Origin of the sequence: Elioraea sp. (genome assembly GCF_022842375.1) — a bacterium.
Lineage (GTDB): Bacteria > Pseudomonadota > Alphaproteobacteria > Acetobacterales > Acetobacteraceae > Elioraea_A.
In genome coordinates this window covers 94,158-111,218 of the sequence record NZ_JALHPR010000004.1, presented here as the reverse complement: position 1 = coordinate 111,218, position 17,061 = coordinate 94,158, and the positions used below count along the sequence as shown (strand labels likewise).

At 69.9% G+C, this 17,061-nt stretch carries 14 protein-coding genes; 6 read left to right on the top strand and 8 right to left on the bottom strand.

Annotated features, from left to right (window positions below; translation table 11 throughout):
- Positions 1-70: 70 nt before the first annotated feature.
- Positions 71-1,201: an OpgC domain-containing protein gene (gene opgC, locus Q0C38_RS05400; RefSeq protein ID WP_291296041.1), complete on the bottom strand. Its 1,131-nt coding sequence runs from the start codon at positions 1,199-1,201 to the stop codon at positions 71-73.
- A gap of 11 nt (positions 1,202-1,212) precedes the next feature.
- On the opposite strand from opgC, the gene Q0C38_RS05395 reads away from it, so the two are divergent.
- A complete protein-coding gene (locus tag Q0C38_RS05395; RefSeq protein ID WP_291296040.1) occupies positions 1,213-1,602 on the top strand; it encodes a YraN family protein in 390 nt (129 codons plus the stop codon).
- A gap of 8 nt (positions 1,603-1,610) precedes the next feature.
- On the opposite strand, the gene Q0C38_RS05390 is transcribed toward Q0C38_RS05395, so the two are convergent.
- The 3 genes from Q0C38_RS05390 to Q0C38_RS05380 form a co-directional block, all read right to left on the bottom strand.
- On the bottom strand, positions 1,611-3,125 hold the full coding sequence (locus Q0C38_RS05390) for a YifB family Mg chelatase-like AAA ATPase (RefSeq protein WP_291296039.1): 1,515 nt from the start codon (positions 3,123-3,125) through the stop codon (positions 1,611-1,613).
- Positions 3,126-3,131: 6 nt separating this feature from the next.
- Complete coding sequence (locus tag Q0C38_RS05385; protein WP_291296038.1) at positions 3,132-4,028, bottom strand: polysaccharide deacetylase family protein; 897 nt, start codon at positions 4,026-4,028, stop codon at positions 3,132-3,134.
- Between the two features lie 105 nt (positions 4,029-4,133).
- Positions 4,134-5,393, bottom strand: a complete 1,260-nt coding sequence (locus tag Q0C38_RS05380; protein ID WP_291296037.1) for an EAL domain-containing protein — start codon at positions 5,391-5,393, stop codon at positions 4,134-4,136.
- 56 nt (positions 5,394-5,449) lie between these two features.
- On the opposite strand from Q0C38_RS05380, the gene Q0C38_RS05375 reads away from it, so the two are divergent.
- Complete coding sequence (locus Q0C38_RS05375) at positions 5,450-6,784, top strand: aspartate aminotransferase family protein (protein ID WP_291296036.1); 1,335 nt, start codon at positions 5,450-5,452, stop codon at positions 6,782-6,784.
- The gene (locus tag Q0C38_RS05370; protein WP_291296035.1) at positions 6,781-7,293 is read left to right on the top strand and encodes a PaaI family thioesterase; all 513 of its coding nucleotides are present in this window, start codon (positions 6,781-6,783) and stop codon (positions 7,291-7,293) included. The genes Q0C38_RS05375 and Q0C38_RS05370 overlap by 4 nt, the downstream gene beginning before the upstream one ends.
- Here Q0C38_RS05370 and Q0C38_RS05365 read toward each other — a convergent pair.
- Entirely contained in the window at positions 7,290-8,780 is a 1,491-nt protein-coding gene (locus Q0C38_RS05365) for a hypothetical protein (RefSeq protein WP_291296034.1), read from the bottom strand. The two genes, Q0C38_RS05370 and Q0C38_RS05365, sit on opposite strands and share 4 nt — an antisense overlap.
- A gap of 166 nt (positions 8,781-8,946) precedes the next feature.
- Here Q0C38_RS05365 and Q0C38_RS05360 point away from each other — a divergent pair, with 166 nt between their 5' ends.
- Together Q0C38_RS05360 and Q0C38_RS05355 are read left to right on the top strand one after the other, a co-directional pair.
- The gene (locus Q0C38_RS05360) at positions 8,947-9,240 is read left to right on the top strand and encodes a DUF485 domain-containing protein (protein WP_291296033.1); all 294 of its coding nucleotides are present in this window, start codon (positions 8,947-8,949) and stop codon (positions 9,238-9,240) included.
- A 3-nt stretch (positions 9,241-9,243) separates the two neighbouring features.
- Positions 9,244-10,818: a cation acetate symporter gene (locus Q0C38_RS05355; protein ID WP_291296032.1), complete on the top strand. Its 1,575-nt coding sequence runs from the start codon at positions 9,244-9,246 to the stop codon at positions 10,816-10,818.
- A gap of 72 nt (positions 10,819-10,890) precedes the next feature.
- Here Q0C38_RS05355 and secF read toward each other — a convergent pair whose 3' ends face one another.
- The 3 genes from secF to Q0C38_RS05340 all read right to left on the bottom strand — a co-directional run bounded on the left by secF (position 10,891) and on the right by Q0C38_RS05340 (position 15,868).
- A complete protein-coding gene (secF, locus tag Q0C38_RS05350; protein ID WP_291296031.1) occupies positions 10,891-11,820 on the bottom strand; it encodes a protein translocase subunit SecF in 930 nt (309 codons plus the stop codon).
- 16 nt (positions 11,821-11,836) lie between these two features.
- Positions 11,837-13,435 (bottom strand): protein translocase subunit SecD, encoded by a 1,599-nt coding sequence (gene secD, locus Q0C38_RS05345; RefSeq protein WP_291296030.1) that lies wholly within the window; start codon positions 13,433-13,435, stop codon positions 11,837-11,839.
- Positions 13,436-13,570: 135 nt separating this feature from the next.
- Complete coding sequence (locus tag Q0C38_RS05340) at positions 13,571-15,868, bottom strand: fused MFS/spermidine synthase (RefSeq protein WP_291296029.1); 2,298 nt, start codon at positions 15,866-15,868, stop codon at positions 13,571-13,573.
- 248 nt (positions 15,869-16,116) lie between these two features.
- Here Q0C38_RS05340 and Q0C38_RS05335 point away from each other — a divergent pair, with 248 nt between their 5' ends.
- Positions 16,117-17,058 carry a Gfo/Idh/MocA family protein gene (locus Q0C38_RS05335; protein ID WP_291296028.1) on the top strand — a complete coding sequence of 314 codons (942 nt, stop codon included), beginning with the start codon at positions 16,117-16,119 and terminating at the stop codon, positions 17,056-17,058.
- Positions 17,059-17,061 lie beyond the last annotated feature (3 nt).

Here is a 17,061-nt window from a genome sequence, read left to right as displayed (position 1 = left end):
AAGCTAATGTTTGGCGAGCTATTTCATCCACTTGCGAGCAGTTGGCGAATTATTGCGAGCGGATATTGCTCTAGCTCAAGAGCTCCATCAGCTTCACGCCGAAGAGATAGGCCGCAAGCCCGGCCGACAGGACCGCGAGATAGGCTGCCACCCCGCCGCCGAGGGCGAGGAAGCCCGCCGCCATCACGAGGCTCAGCACCACGCCCGCGGCGAACATCTCGAGGCTGAGCGCGCCAAGCCGCGCGAGCCAGCCGGCTAGGAACGGCAGCGCGCGCTCGAGCCAGCCCACGAACAGCACGAACACCGGGGCGAGGCAGATGAAGTTGGCGATCCGCACCGCTGCAAGCTCCGCCTTGCCCGAGAGCGGCGTCAGGGCCGCATAGGCCTCGGGCGAGAGCTTCATCACCATCCGCACGACGAAGAAGCCGAGGCAGGCGAGCGCGAGGCCGAGGGTGGCGCGGCGCGAGAGCGTGGCGAGGATCGTGTCGAAGCCGCGCTGCATGCCGAGGAAGATGCCCATCGCGAACAGCAGCTGCCAGGCGAAGGGATTGAACGAGTGCATCCCCGCCCAGGTGCTGGTGATCGCCAGAGGGCCTGCCTGCACCAGGAGCCACACCACGATGCTCACGCCGAAGGTCGCGGCGAGGTGGCGCCGGAAACCCCACACGAGGAAGGGTGCGGCGATGAGCAGCAACACGTAGAGGCAGAGGATGTTGATGAACAGCGGCGCGCTGGTGAACGAGAGCAGGTCGTACAGCGCGAGCCTGCCATTGGCCTGGAACTGCCAGACGTCGAGCCTGCGCAGCGCGCCGGAGTCACTGATCAGGATCCAGGACAAAGCGACGGCGATGGCAGTGGCGGTGATCATCGCGCGCATGATCTGGCCCATGCGGCGGATCGTCTGGCGGATGACGGAGGCAAGCCCGTCACGCACGATCCTGCCGCCATAGACGAGGCCGTAGACATAGCCCGACAGGAACACAAAGAAATCTGCGAAGTCGGGGAACTGCACGTCCGAGAGGAACGGCACGCGGACCCCGCCGAGGCTGCCGATGTCACGCGCCATCAGCGAGAAATGCGTGTTGAGGATGGCCACGAGCGCGATGCCGCGGGCGATGTCGATCGCCCGGTCACGGCCCGTGCCGCGTGCGGCGAGGCGGGCGAGGAAATCGCCCTGGGTGAGCGCGATGGGCGACGTCATGGCGACATGCGATGCTGCGGGCGATGGATGCGAGGCGACAGGGACGCGGCCGCGCGGCAGAAGCGCGCGGCCTTGCGGCAGAGGCGACATGCGCCGCGGTGCTCGTGCGCGCGGGGTTCGCCGTGCTCGGCCGGCGCGTGCGAACCGGCGCGGGGGAGATCGACCTCGTGGCCAGGCACGGCGATCTCACCATCATCGTTGAAGTGAAGGCGCGGCCGGGTGCAGCCGAGGCAGCGTTCGCCATCAGCCCGCGTCAGCGCACGCGCCTTGTCGCCGCAACGGAAGCGTTGATGGCGAAGGAGCCTGGCTGGTTCGGCGATGGCCTGCGGTTCGATGCGATGTTCGTCGCAGGCGATGGCGCTGTGCACTGGCTCGAGGACGCGTTCCGCCCCGGTGATTGACGGGGTCATCACGCAGCCTCGCGGATCGCGCGTGCGCGCCAAGTGAGCGCTTCGGCGACGTGCAGCCGTGCGACCGTGGCACTCCCCGCAAGATCGGCCAGCGTGCGCGCGACCCTGAGGGTGCGCGCATAGCCGCGTGTCGAGAGCCGGAGCCGCGTGGCGGCCTGCTCGGCAAGTGCGAGGGCCTCCGGCTCGGCCATGAGGGTGTCGCGCAGCAGCGCGCCGTCGGCCTCGGCGTTGCAGGCAGGCCCCCCCTCGCCGTAGCGCGCACGCTGGCGCGACCGTGCGGCGGCAACACGGGCAGCGACCACCGCGGTGCTCTCGCCAGGACCGACGCGGGTGAGCTCCGCCGGGGCGATCGGCTGGATCTCGACGAACAGGTCGATGCGGTCAAGCAACGGGCCGGAGAGCTTGCCCTGATACTCCTCGCCGCAGCGCGGCGCCTTGCCGCATTCACGCGAGGCATCGCCGAGATGGCCGCACCGGCAGGGATTCATGGCGGCGACGAGCTGGAACCGTGCCGGGTAGGTGACGTGCGCCGAGGCGCGCGCGACCGTCGTCCGCCCCGTCTCGATCGGCTGGCGCAACGCCTCGATCGTCTGGCGCGGGAACTCGGGCAGCTCGTCGAGGAACAGCACGCCGCGGTGCGCGAGGCTGATTTCCCCGGGCTTCGCGCGATGCCCGCCACCGGTGAGCGCGGGTTGCGATGCGGAATGATGCGGTTCGCGATAGGGCGGGCGGCGCAGCAGCCGGCCACCGGAGAGCATGCCGGCAACGGAATGAACCATGCTGACCTCGAGCGCCTCGGCCGCCGTCAGGTCAGGCAGCAGGCCGGGGAGGCGCGAGGCGAGCATGGATTTGCCCGCACCGGGCGGGCCGATCAGCAGCAGGTTGTGCCCGCCTGCCGCGGCGACCTCGAGGGCACGCTTGGCGGTTTCCTGGCCCTTCACGTCGGCGAGGTCTGGCCCTGGCGGGGTCGGTCCCAGCTCGGGCACGGCGGGCGGGCCGATCACCTGCTCGCCCTTGAAGTGGTTGATGAGCTGCAGCAGCGAGGCGGCGGCCAGAACCCGCGCATCGCCGGCCCACGCGGCCTCCGCCCCCTGCGCCGCGGGGCAGATGAGGCCAAGCCCGCGCGCGGCAGCGCCGATCGCCGCCGGCAGCACGCCCGCGACCGGCGCGATCCGCCCATCGAGGCCGAGCTCGCCGATCGCGGCATACTCGGCCGCATCCTCGCGCTGGATCACGTCCATCGCGGCGAGCAGGGCGAGCGCGATCGGCAGGTCGAAATGGCTTCCCTCCTTCTGGAGGTCGGCCGGGGCGAGGTTGATCAGGATGCGCTTGGGCGGCAGCGAGAGGCCGAGGGCGGTGAGTGCCGCGCGAACACGCTCGCGGCTTTCCCCCACCGCCTTGTCCGGAAGGCCGACGATCGCGAAGGCCGGCAGTCCGGGCGCGATCTGCACCTGGATCTGCACGGGCACGGTCTCGATGCCCTGGAAGGCGAAGCTGGCGATCTCTGCGAGCACGCGCGGTCAGTATTCGGAGCCGGGAACGATACCGGGTGGCAACGAGACGATGTGGTCGAAGATCTCGCCCGCGGTGGTGAACCACACCTTGCCGCGCGCACCGGCGATGTGGGCGAGCGCGCGGCGAAGCTGCCTGAGCCTGTGCGGCTGGCCGACGATGTAGGGATGGAGCGCGATGCCCATCACCAGCGAGAGGTGCTGCGACTGGCCGAGCATCTCGTCGAACGTGTCAATCACGATGTCGGCGAACTGGGCCGCGCCATCCTTCCGCGCGATGATGGAGGGAATGTCGTTCGCCTCCTGCGGATAGGGGATGGAGAGCAGCCTGCCGCCACGCGTGCGCATCCACACGGGTTGGTCGTCCATGCACCAGTTCAGCGTGTAGCGGTAGCCGGCCTCCGCCAGCAGGTCGGGTGTCGTTGCACTCTCGGCGATCCAGGGGCTGAGCCAGCCGCGCGGCGGGCTTCCCTCAGCCTCGGCGATCACCCGTGTGGCCTCGGCGATCAGCGCGCGTTCCTCATCCTCCGGCAGCACAGACTGCCGCTCGCTGTTCGTGCGGCCATGGCCGACAATCTCGTCTCCGCGCGCGCGGATCGCCGCCATCAGGCTCGGCGCATAGGGGTACATCGCGCTGTTGACGAGCATGGAGGCAGGCACGCGAAGGTCATCGAGCAGCTCGATCAGCCGCCAGGCGCCGACGCGGTTGCCCCAGTCGCGCCAGGCGAAGTTCAGCACGTCCGGCTGTGGCCCGCCCGGGGCGAGTTCTGCGCCGAGGCCCTGGCCGAAGGCGAAATGCTCGAGGTTCACGCCGAGATAGACGGCAAGCCTCGCCCCGTTCGGCCAAGTGTAGTCGGCGCGTTCGGCGATCCCGCTGTAGTCGTATCGCCCGTGGCTCGGCAGCATCCAGCTCCTCCGTATCGCGCGATCCGCTTCGCGATGACGGGGAGTAGCAGGCAGAAGCCTGGGCTGCCAGCGCCGCGGCGATGGGCCCGGGCTAGGCGCCGAAGATCATGATCCGAAGGCGGGGCTTGCGGGGGCGGCGGCCGCACCGGTGGCCACCGCCATCTCCCAGGCAGCCATCCAGGCCGGAACGGCGACGGCGGGCATCGGGCGGCCGACCATCCAGCCCTGGGCGAGGTCTGCGCCGATGTCGCGTGCCATCTGCCAGGTCGCCAGCGTCTCGATGCCTTCGGCAACGATCAGCAGGCCGAGCCCATGCGCCATCCGCACCACGGCACCGAGGGCACCGCGCGCGGCACGATCCTCCCGCGCGGCGATGACGAGGGAACGGTCGAGCTTCATCTCGCTGAAGGGGAGGGAGACGAGCCCTGCCTGCGCGGCCGAGAGGCTGAAATCGTCGATCGAGACGCCGAAGCGCTGGTCGCGCAGCCTGAGTGCGGCGGTACGCACTGCCGCGAGGTCATGCGCGATCTGGCTCTCGGTGAGCTCGATCGTCAGCGCCTCGGCCGGCAGGCCGGAGGCGGCAACGGCTTCCGCCAGGCGCTCCGCCGTCGCCGCGTGCAGCAGCACGTCGAGCGGCAGGTTGAACGCCATGCGCAGCGAAAGCCCGCGACGATGCAACGTGCCGAGATCGGCGACCGCGCGGCGCATCACCCGGTCGGCCAGCGCGACGGAGAGGCCGGAGGCTTCCGCCAGCGGAACGAACTCGCTGGCGCCCAGCAGGCCGTGGACAGGGTGTTCCCACCGCGCCAGCGCCTCGAGCGCGAGCGGTCGCGCATCCGACAGGCGCACCTGCGGCTGGTAGCGGTTGACGATGGCGCGCGAGGCGATCGCTGCCGCGAGTGCGTCGGCCGTCAGTCCTGCGGCCGCGTTGCTGCGCGGTGGCAGCGCGCGGAGGGCGCGCGTCACTGTGTCCGCGTCGGCCTCAGGCCCGACGGCGCAGGCGGTGAGGCCGAGCCGCTCCGCGGTGCCCACCGCGCGCCTGTGCAGCGCCGTCGGCAGGCGGAACAGGATCGGCACGGCGAGGTCGGGATCAGCCATCGTGCGCAGCAGCGGCACCAGGCTTGCGCCGAGCGCGGTTGCATCGGCCAGCACCAGCCGCGGCGGCGAGGAGGCGCGCAGCAGGCGGACAAGGGCGATGTGATCGTTCGGCACGACGACGACTTCGGCGAAGCCCGAATCGGTGGCGGCGGCGGCGAGTACGCCTGCCGCCGCGCCGCGCGCAATCACGAGCGCCGAAGGGGCATTGGCTGCCACGCCGTGGGCTGTCGCGTGCCGGTCCGTGGCCGGCGCGGCTTTATCAGGCATGGGTCCTCTGCTAGCGTTGTCCAACAAATAGACCCGGGCGCGAAGGTTGTAAACAAATGCAAGACAGGTCCCGAATCCTTCACCGAACTTTGCGCGCCCGCCCGCCCGTCGCCGTCAGCGCCTCTGGCCTTTGGATCGAGGATGATCAAGGAAATCGCTACGCTGACGCGTGCGGCGGTGCTGCGGTGTCATGTCTCGGGCACGCGCATCCCGCCGTGGTGGAGGCCGTGCGCGACCAAGTGGGTCGTCTCGAATATGTGCACACGGGCTTCTTTTCGAACCAGCCGGCAGAGGACCTGGCTGACGTCCTGCTGACCGACGCGCCGGCCGGGCTCACCCACGCCTACTTCGTCAGCGGCGGATCGGAGGCAGTCGAGGCGGCGCTGAAACTCGCCCGCCAGTACTTCGTCGAGCGCGGCGAGACGGGGCGGACGCACTTCATCGCCCGGCGGCAGTCCTACCACGGCAACACGCTCGGTGCGCTCGCGGTCGGCGGCAACATGGCGCGGCGGGCGATCTACGCGCCGATCCTGATGCAGGCGTCGCATGTCGACCCGTGCTTCGCGTACCGCTTCCAGGAGCCTGGCGAGACGGAGGAGGAGTATGGGCTGCGGGCAGCGCAAAGCCTCGAGGACGAGATCCTGCGCCATCCCCCCGGCACGGTCGCGGCGTTCCTCGCCGAGACGGTCGTGGGCGCGACGGCTGGATCGGTGCCACCGGTGGCCGGCTACTTCAAGCGCATCCGCGAGATTTGCGACCGCCACGGCGTGCTGCTGATCCTCGACGAGGTGATGTCGGGCATGGGCCGCTGCGGCAGCCTGCATGCCTGCACGCCGGAGGGCATCGCGCCCGACATCCTTGTCGTCGCCAAGGGGCTCGGGGCGGGGTTCCAGCCGATCGGTGCGCTGCTCGTCGCCGGGAACATCATCGCCGCGATCCGCGATGGGTCTGGCAGCTTCCAGCACGGCCACACCTATCTCTCGCACCCCGTCGCCTGTGCGGCGGCACTCGCGGTGCAGCGGGAACTCCGCGAGGGCGGGCTCGTCGCGCGCGTCGGCGCGATGGGGGAGGTGCTGTCCGATCTGCTGACGGAACGTTTCGGCAACCACGCGCATGTCGGCGACATCCGCGGCCGTGGCCTGTTCTGGTCGATCGAGCTCGTCGAGGACCGCGCTTCGAAGCGCCCGTTCGACCCCGCCCGCAAGCTGCACGCGCGCGTGAAGGAGGCGGCGATGGCGCGCGGCCTGCTGGTGTATCCGATGGGCGGCACGATCGACGGCACGGTGGGCGACCATGTCACGCTCGCCCCTCCCTTCACCGTGACGGAGGAGGAACTCGCGATGATCGTGGCGCGGCTCGGCGAGGCGGTCGAGGCGGCGCTCGCCTCGTGAGCGGCGACCCCGCGCTCGACCGGGAGGCGATGCTCGCCTTCCTGGTCCGCGAGTTTCCCCATGCCGGCTTCGGCGATGGCCGCCTGGTGCTCGATCGCTACGCGCGCGGGAGTTGCCGCGTCGTGCTGCCGCTCGATGCGCGCAACATCCGGCCTGGCCCCTCCGTGTCAGGCCCCGCGATCATGGGGCTCGGCGATGTCGCGGCGTGGGTGGCGCTGCTCTCGGTCATCGGCCAGGTGCCGCTCGCCGTCACCTCGAACCTCACCGCGACGTTCCTGCGCCCGGCGGGAGAGGCCGATCTTGCGTGCGACTGCACCGTGCTACGCGCAGGGCGTCGGCTTGCCGTGATGCTCGCCGACGTGTCGCGCATCGCCGATGCGCGGGCCGTCGCGCACATGACGATCACCTACGCCATCCCCGACGGCACTCCCCGCTCATCCGGGGCCCAGTCCGGGGCCCAGTCCGGGGCCCAGTCCGGGGCCCAGTCCGGGGCCCAGTCCGGGGCCTAGTCCGGGGGCGGGCGCCAGACATCGGCGCCCCAGGCCTGCATCGCCCAGACGAGATCGACCGGCATCTCAGCGACGCGACGATAGCCGGCGGCCTCGACATCGCGCGCATGCACGAGCCCGCCATTGTTGCGGTTGACGATCACGAGGTCGTATCGGCGTTGCAACAGCGCCGCCGCGATCGCTTCCCGCGTTGCTTCCCGCCCCTCGGGGCCGAGCGCGTATTCGCTGTGGCCGGTCTCGACCGGAACGTGGCCGGCTAGCGCCGCGAGGGCCGCGAACTCCGTTGTCACGAGCGGCGCGCGCGCCTCGGCGATCAGCGCGCCCGCGATCGCAAAGCGTGCCTCTGCGGGAGCGAAACGACCCGGATCGTAGACGAACCAGTGGGCATTGAGCAGCACCGCGGGTGGCAGGGCGAGCACGAGCGCGCGCGTCACCGCCGCGTGACCTCGCGCCGCCGCGACAATGGCGATGGCCAGCGGCGGTGTCAGCAGGTGGAAGAAATACGTCATGTGCGCCCCGCCATGCCCGCCGAGGGAGGCGAGCAGCACGGCAAGGCCGCAGACTGCCGCGAAGGCCCAGAACCCGGCCTCGCCACCCCAGCGCGCGCGCGGCAGGACGATGACGGCAGCGACCCCCGCGGCGATGATCGGCAGGCTGAACACCAGCCAGTCGAGCCCCTGCCGCAGCAGGTGGCCGACTTCGTAGCTGGTCGCCCCGAGATTGGCGCCGAGCACGAGGCTCGCCCACACCGGCATGGTGAGCGCGAGCAGCCCGGCCCAGAGAACGAGCGCCGCGAGCGACGCGAGCCCAAACACGATGCCGCGACGCCAGCCGACGAACAGGAACACGAACGCCGCCACGATCATCATGCCACCAGCGAAATAGATCTTGGCGGCGAACCCTGCGAGCGAGAGGGCAACGGCGAACGCGAAGCGGCGTGGCGAGCCAGGATCGGGTGCCGCGACCGCAAGTGCGCCGATCAGGCACGCCAGGCCGACGCCATCGGGCCGCACCGTCGGCCCCACCCAGTAGAGCCAGCCGGCGAGCGTGAGCAGGGCCGCCAGCAACGCCGGAACCGCCGCGGCACCCGCCCGCCGCGCGCTCTGCCAGACGATCACGGTCGCTGCCAGGATGCCGAGGGCGGCAACGATGCGGTGTGTCGCGAGACCCGGCCCGAACACGAGCGCGGCAGGCGTGACGAGCAGCGGATAGAGAATGCCGTAGAGGTTCGCCGCTCCCGTTGCCTCGCCGACCGCATAGGGGTTTCGGCCGTCGAGCAGTGCGAGCGTGGTGAGCACCAGCGCGCCTTCGCGCATCTCCTGCGGTGCTGGCGAGACGAGCATGCGCAGCGTCACCACGATGAGCCAAGCGAGGGCGGCGAGCCCGAAGGCAAGGCAGGCGGCCTCTGCCACACTCCCCCAGGGCGAATGCTGCGACGCAGCGGAATGCGGCGCCGGCTTCAGCGAACCGGCAGATGAACTGATCATGAACGCGCTGTCATGTTGTTGCGCTGCATCAATGCGGGCGGTTGCACGCAAGCGTAACGGAACCCGCGGCGCTGGTGGTCACGCGTGGCCTCCTCCGGCTGCAACGCCCCCGTCGCTCATGTGCCAGGGCGACGATGCAACCAACAACGGACAACGGAGAGGGACAATGCACCGCGATGATGGTCGTGCCGAGGCACTGGTGAGGCGGCTGACCACCGCACGGCTCAAGGTCGCTGCCGTGCTCACGGCATGCATGGTGGTCGCCTATTTCGGCTTCGTCGGGCTCGTCGCCTTCGCCAAGCCGGCGATGGGAACGCTGATCGTGCCCGGGCTTTCGGTCGGCATACTGCTCGGTGCCCTCGTCATCGTCTCGGCCTGGGTGCTCACCTTCATCTATGTGCGCTGGGCCAACGGCACCTACGACAGGCGCGTGGCCGACGCCATCCGCAGGGGGGCCTGAGCCATGCCCCCACTCGGGACGACGCTTGGCCAGCCCTCGCTGCTGGCGATCGGCCTCTTCTTCGTCTTCATCTCGATCACCATGGCAATCACCTGGTGGGCGGCGCGGCGTACGAAAAGCACCGAGGATTTCTATGCCGCCGGCCGCTCGGTCACGGCGGGGCAGAACGGGCTGGCGCTGGCCGGTGACTACATGTCGGCCGCCTCCTTCCTCGGCATCGCGGGCCTCGTCGCGTTCAACGGGTTCGATGGGCTGATGTACTCCGTCGGCTGGCTGGTCGGCTGGCCCGTGGTGCTGTTCATGATCGCCGAGCCACTGCGCAACCTCGGCAAGTACACCTTCGCCGATGTCGTGGCCTACCGGCTGAAGCAGACGCCGGTCAGGATCGCGGCCGCGATCGGCACGCTTTCGGTCGTGCTGTTTTACCTGATCGCGCAGATGGTCGGCGCGGGCAACCTGATCCGCCTGATGTTCGGCATCAGCTACGAGACGGCGGTGGTCATCGTCGGCTGCGTCATGCTCGGCTACGTGCTGTTCGGCGGCATGCTGGCGACGACGTGGGTGCAGATCGTCAAGGCCGTGCTGCTGCTGGGCGGGGCCGCGATCATGGCCGTTCTCGTGCTCGCGAAGTTCGGGTTCAACCCGATCGCGCTGTTCCAGGCAGGCGTCGACAAGTACGGCGCTGGCGTGCTCGCGCCCGGCAGCCTGGTATCGAACCCGTGGGACACGATCAGCCTCGGGCTTGCGCTGATGTTCGGCACCGCCGGCCTGCCGCACATCCTGATGCGCTTCTACACCGTGCCCGATGCCAAGGCCGCGCGGCTCTCGGTGTTCTACGCCACCGGCTGGATCGGGCTCTTCTACCTGCTGACCTTCATCCTCGGCTTCGGCGCGATGGTGCTCGTCGGCCACGACGCGATCCGGGCGGTCGACCGCGGCGGCAACATGGCGGCCCCGATCCTGGCCGAGGTGCTGGGGGGAGAGGGGTTCCTCGGCTTCATCTGCGCCGTGGCGTTCGCGACCATCCTCGCGGTGGTGGCCGGCCTCACGCTGTCGGGTGCGGCAGCGCTCTCGCATGACCTGTGGGTGAGCGTGGTGCGGAAGGGACGCGCCGATCCGAAGGAGCAACTGCTCGTCGCGCGCATCGCCACCGTGATGCTCGGCATCGTGGCGATCATCCTCGGCATCACCTTCAAGGGCCAGAACGTCGCCTTCATGGTCGGGCTCGCCTTCGCGATCGCCGCCTCGGCGAACTTCCCGGCACTCCTGCTCTCGGTGTTCTGGCGGCGGACGACCACCGCCGGCACGGTCGCGAGCATGATCGCGGGAACGGTTGCCGCCCTCGGCCTCATCTGGGCGAGCCCCACGGTGCAGGTCGACATCCTCGGCGGCACGCTTGCCGATGTGTGGGTGACGCTGAAGAACCCCGGGATCATCTCGATCCCGCTGTCCTTCGCCGTCGGCATCGTCGTCTCGCTGCTGACGACAGATGCGGCGGCCGATGCGGGGTTCCCCGGGCTGTCGCGCCGGATGGTCCTCGGCGCCGACGAGGACAGGGTGCCGGCAGCCGCCGACTGACCGGAGCGGCGTGACAGGGGGGGCCGGGTGCGGCGACGCGCCCGGCCCTTTCGCGTCAGATCGGCGCGTCCGTCAGGCGGGTGCCTTCACCTCTTCGGCCGTCTTGCGCAGCCGCCGCTCGCCGAGGAACAGCAGGATCGGGGCTGCGATGAAGATCGAGCTCGACGTGCCGACGACGATGCCGAACAGCATCACCCAGGCGAAGTTCGCGACCGGCCCCGTCGCGATCAGCGCCAGCGGCAGGCAGGCGAGGAAGGTGGTGCAGGATGTGCCGATGGTGCGGTTCAGGCTCTCGTTGATAGAGAGATCGATCACCTGGCGCAGCGGCATCGTCTTGAACTTGCGCAGGTTCTCGCGCATCCGGTCATACACCACGACCTTGTCGTTCACGCTGTAGCCGATGATCGTCAGCACGGCGGCGACGGTGGCGAGGTCGAACTCGATGCGCGTGAGTGCCAGGAACCCGATCGCCTTCGTCACGTCGAGGATGAGGGTGACGACGGCGCCGACGCCATATTCCCATTCGAAGCGGAACCAGATGTAGAGCAGCATCGCCAGGAGCGCGATGCCGAGCGCCGTCATGCCCGCGGTGAAGAGTTCCCCCGACACGCGCGCGCCCACGGCCTCCGTGCGCACGACGCGCGAGCCGGGCACCTCCTGGTCGAGCCAGGCGCGCACGGCGGCAACCGCACGCTGCTGCGAGGGCTCGTCGGGCTGCTGCTGCAGGCGGATCAACACTTCCGTCGGGCTGCCGAATTGCTGCAGCGCGACCGAACCGAGGCCAAGCTCCTCGATGCCCTCGCGCATCGCCCCGAAATCGGCGGGCTGCTCGGTGCGCACCTCCATGACGATGCCGCCCTGGAAGTCGAGCCCGTAGTTCAGGCCTGGCGCGAAGAACAGCACGACGGAGGCGAGCGAAAGCACAGCCGAGACAACGAGGCCGGCGATCCGGCCTTTCATGAACTGGACGGTCGTTCCGTCACGGACGAGGCGAAGTGGCATGGTCGTTTCCCTCCGCTCAGACCGGCAGCGCCGCGGGGCGGCGTGAGCGGTACCAGGTGACCATGATGAGCCGCACGAGGACGAGGGCCGAGAACATCGAGACGACGATTCCGATGGTGATGGTGACGGCAAAGCCGCGCACCGGCCCGGAGCCGAAGGCGTAGAGCATGGCCATCGCGAGCACGGTGGTGAGATTGCTGTCGAGGATGGTGGTGAAGGCGCGCTTGAAGCCCGCCTCCATGGCGTTCAGCGGCGTTCGCCCGCGCTTGGCCTCCTCGCGGATGCGTTCGTTGATCAGGATGTTCGCATCCACCGCCATGCCGAGGGTGAGCAGGATGCCGGCGATGCCGGGCAGGGTGAGTGTTGCTTCGAGCAGGCTCAGCACGGCGAGCAGCAGCACGATGTTCACGACGAGCGCGACGTTCGCGAAGATGCCGAACAGCCCGTAGAACGCCACCATGTAGACCATCACGAGCACGAAGCCGATGGCGAGTGCGATCGTGCCGGCCCTGATCGCATCCGCGCCGAGATCGGGGCCGACGGTGCGTTCCTCGATCACGGTCAGCGGTGCCGGCAGCGCGCCGGCGCGCAGCAGCACGGCGAGGTCGTTGGCCGAGCGTGCGTTGAAGCTTCCCGAGATCTGCCCCCGCCCGCCGGTGATGGGCTCGCGGATCACCGGGGCGGTGATGACGCGGTCATCGAGAACGATGGCGAAGGGGCGGCTGACATTGGCGCGGGTGATGTCGGCGAAGCGGCGCTGGCCGATGCTGTCGAAGGTGAAGTTCACCACCCATTCGCCGGTCTGCGGGCTCTGGCCCGCGCGCGCATCCGTCAGGTTCGCGCCGTCGACCTCGACGCGGCGGCGGACGGCGTAGCGCTGTTCCCCCTGCGGGCCTTCGCCGCGGAGGAACTGCACACCTGGCGGTGGCGCGGGGGCGGCGAGATTGGCGTTCTCGTCGAGCAGGTGGAAGGTCATGCGCGCGGTCTTGCCGATCAGCTGCTTGATCCGCTCCGGGTCCTGCACGCCGGGAAGCTGCACGAGAAGCCGGTTTGCGCCCTGCCGCGCGATGATCGGGTCGACCACGCCGCTCTCGTCGATGCGGCGGCGGACGATCTCCATCGACTGCTCGACCGCCTGCGTCGCCTTGTTGCGCAGCAGCGGCTCAGACAGCGCGATCGTCACCAGGCCTTCTGGCGTTGCCTGCACGTCGAGGTCGGGCTGGCTCTGGCCCATGCCGCCCGTGTTGATCGGGTTGGCGAGTTCGCGCAGCAGCCGCACCGCATCGGGCCCGCGCGACGGGTCGGCGAGGCGGAGCGTCACGGCACGGTCGCGCGCGGCGAGGCCGGTATAGTTCATGTTCGCCCCGCGCAGCCGCGTGCGGGTGCTGTCGAGCAGGTTGTCGAGCCGTTCGCGCACCACGGCCTCCATGTCCACCTCCATCAGGAGGTAGGAGCCGCCCTTGAGGTCGAGGCCGAGCTGGAACTGCCGCCACGGCAGGTGCTCGCCCACCGTGCCGAGGCTCGCGCGCGGGACGAACGAGGGGATGCAGAGCAGTGTCGCGAGCACGATCACGGCCCAGATGCCGATCACTTTCCAGCGGGCGAAATACATCATGGCGACGCGGAACTCTCCGTGGTCCGGCGAGCATGGCCGGGCTGCCGGGGCGCTGCCCCGGCCATGAATCGGGGCCGGAGAATGCCTCTCATGCCCGCCGGGAGCAACCGCCCTGGCCTCTCGCGTGCGTCGGCCTCAGCGGGGCGTGACCATCGCGGCGCCGCGGAGCGTGTTGTTGAGGTAGAACTCGTCGCGGGGGAAGAGGTCGGTGTTCACCTCGTCGGGGCCGCCGCGCGGTGTCTCCGGGCGCCAGATGCGGGGCGGATCGGCGAAAAGCCCTGGAAAGCCGGAGATATCGACGCCCGCCCGCGCCGCCCAGGCCTTGAACGCGGGTTCTCCGAACCGTGCCTTCAGCGCCTCGGCGTCGAACGGGATCGGCTGGTCGCTGCCGATCACCAGCGAGATCGGCTGGAGCATCAGCACATGCGGGAAGGCCTGGAGGAAGCTGCGCGCCACGCGCTCCGTCGGCGCCCATTGGACGAACAGCCCGCCAGGCTTCAGCGCCCCGCGCACCAGGGCGAGGAACTCGACGGAATAGAGCATGCCGCTGTGGGAGGTCTGCGGCAGGATCGCGTCGGCCTCGATCACGTCATACCGCGCACCGGAGACGAAGATCTCCCGCCTGCCATCGCCGACCACCAGGTCGAACCGCTTGTCCTCGGTCAGTGCTGCAAGCGCGCTGCCGGGCTTGGTCACGGCATAGTCGCGGATCACGTCGTACACCGGGGCGATGAGCTCGATCGCGCGGATGTGCCGCGTCTCCGGGTTCCAGCCCGCCGCGAAGGGCGTGCCGCCGGAGCCGGAGCCGATCACCAGCACGTCGCGCGGGCTCGGGTGCAGGGCGGGGCCGAGCGCGCCGAGGAAGTAATGGTGCGGCCAGAAGGGCAGGCGGCTCTGCGTGTGGCCGGTGATGAACATCGGCCCCGAATCGTCCTGGAGCCTGAGCACCACGACGCCCGACCGATCCTCCGCCACGAAGGCGGTCTGGCCGGGGCCGACGCCGTGGATGCGGCTCCACCACACCGTGTTGGTGGGAAACAGCGCGACCGCGACCGCGAGCCCGGCGGCCAGCGCGGCACCCCTTCGGTCGTGCACGCCGCCGCGCGCGGCGAGCACGAGCCAGAGCACGAGCATGCCAAGCGCGAGCAGCCCGACCGCACGCGCCGTTCCCGCCGTACCGAGGAGGTGCAGCAGCACGAGCCCGCCGATCAGGCTTCCCGCGGCGTTGCCCGCGATGTTGCCCACCTGCACCAGCCCGACGCGGAAGCCGACGGAGGCGAGGTCACGCTGCACTGCCTTCTGCACGACGGGAAAGCTCATCCCCAGCAGGAAGGCGGGCGGGCCGATCAGCACGAGCCCGAGGCCGGCAATGATGCTGATCTCGACAGGGCCGTGGCGGAACGTCTCCATGCCCAGGAAGGCATCGAAGGCAGGCCAGCCATAGAGCTGGCGGAACCCGAGCAGCGTGACGAGCGCGTAGAGCGCGGCCCAGGACTGGAGGTGGAAGAATGCCGCCCGCGTATCTGCGACCCGCTTCACCCAGCGCGCGCCGACAACGACGCCAAGCCCGTCAGCGGCCAGGAAGATGCCGAGGATGAGCGAGAAGGAATAGGCGTTCGCCTGGCCGGCGATGCCGAGCACGCGCACCCAGAGGATCTCGAGCGCGATGATGAAGAAGCCCGAGAGGAAGACCAGGAACGTCCAGGCCGGCAGGCCGAGCCCGTCGTCACCGGCACTTTCCGTCGCCGGACCTGTCGCCGCCGGGGTAACCGCCACCGTGCGCGGCAGCGACCCGAGCACCGCGAGCGTCACGGCTGCGGCGAACAGGTTCAGCCCCGCACCCACCCAGAGGGCCGCCTCGAACCCGACCGTGCCGACCAGCCAGAACCCGCCGAGCAACGTTCCCGCCGCGGCCCCCAGCGTGTTGATGCCGTAGAGCCAGCCGATCCGCCCGGCCGCCGTCTCAAGCCGCGCCACCACCGCGCGCGCGAGCAGCGGCAGCGACAGGCCCATCAGCAGCGTCGGCGCGAGCAGGCCCAGGAAGCACACGGCGAAGATCTGCCAGCCCTCGGTCATCATCGGGCCGAGGCGCTCGACCACCACGTCGTAGAAGAACGGGCGGCTGGCGAGTGCGAACAGCGCGATGCCGACCTCGCAGCCGATGAAGGCCCAGGCCGCGCGGCGCGGGTTCAGCTTGTCGGCGATGAAGCCCGCGAGCAGCGAGCCGAGCCCGAGACCGGCAAGGAAGGCGCCGACGACGAGTGCGGCCGTGACGGCATCGGAGCCGGCGAAGAGGCCGAGCATGCGCTGCCAGATCACCTGGTAGAGCAGAGCGGCAAAGCCCGAGGCGAAGAAGCCGGCCGAAAGCATGGCCAGCACCGTCGTCTCGCCGGCCACCCTGCGCTGGCCGCCCATTTCCGCTACACCGTGCATCGAACCCCTGCCCTGAAGCCCCCGCGTGACAGCACCGTGACACAGGAAGATCGTCAACCCCGCTTTTATGGGTTGGATCGCCCGCCAAGGTGTCGGAATGAAGGCGCGCGTCGGGCAGTTTCGGCCGGCCAAAGCGGGGGGCCAGAGCAGATCGCCTCCGGCTGGTCACGGCGGTATGCGCGAGGGTGCTCGCAAGACATGGGGAAGCGGTTTCCACCGATGCGGAAACACCTTTCGGGGAGCGTAGGATGGCAGGCGTCAGGATCGCGATTGTCGGGGCAGGGCATTTCGGGCGCTTCCACGCGCAGAAGGTCGCCGCCTCGCCCGAAGCCGAGCTCGTCGGCGTGCTGGACCAGAGCGCCGAGCGCGCGGGGATGATCGCGGCCGAGGTCGGCGCGCCGGTCCTGCCCTCGCTCGACGCAGCGATCGTGGCGGCCGATGCGGTGATCATCGCAACCCCGACAGGGGCGCATCACGGCGTGGCGGCTGCCGCGCTCGATGCCGGCCTCCACGTGATGGTGGAGAAGCCGATCACCGCGACGCTGGCCGAGGCCGATGACCTGATCGCCCGTGCCGCACGGGCGGGCCGTGTCCTCCAGGTCGGCCATCTCGAGCGGTTCTCCGCCGCGCGCGGGGCGATCACGCGGCACATCTCGCGGCCGCTCGCGCTCGAATGCGTGCGTGTCGCCCCGTTCCGGCCGCGGGGAACCGATGTATCCGTCGTCCTCGACCTCATGATCCACGACATCGACCTCGTGCTGATGCTCGCCAGCGCCTCGCCCGTTGAGATCGCGGCGACGGGGGCGGTGGTGATGTCGGAGACGATCGATGTCGCGCTCGCACGCCTCACTTTTGCCGATGGCCGCGCGGCGAACCTCTCGGCAAGCCGCATCGCCCCGGCGACGACGCGCACGCTCCGGCTCGCCGGTGCCGACGGCACGCTCGAGGCCGATCTCGTCGGCCGCACCCTCCGCCATTTCGCTGTCGCCGATGGCAGCGTGGCGGAGGAGAGCTGGATCGACGCTGATTCGCTGAGTGCGCAGCTTGCCGGCTTCGTCTCGGCGATCCGTGGCGAAGCGCCAGTGGTGGTCGATGGCACTGCCGGCCGCGCGGCGCTTGCCGTCGCGCGCGAGATCGAGGCGCGGATCGAGGCAGCCGGCGTAGCGGCGCGGGCGGCCGGGCTGCTGTAGGGC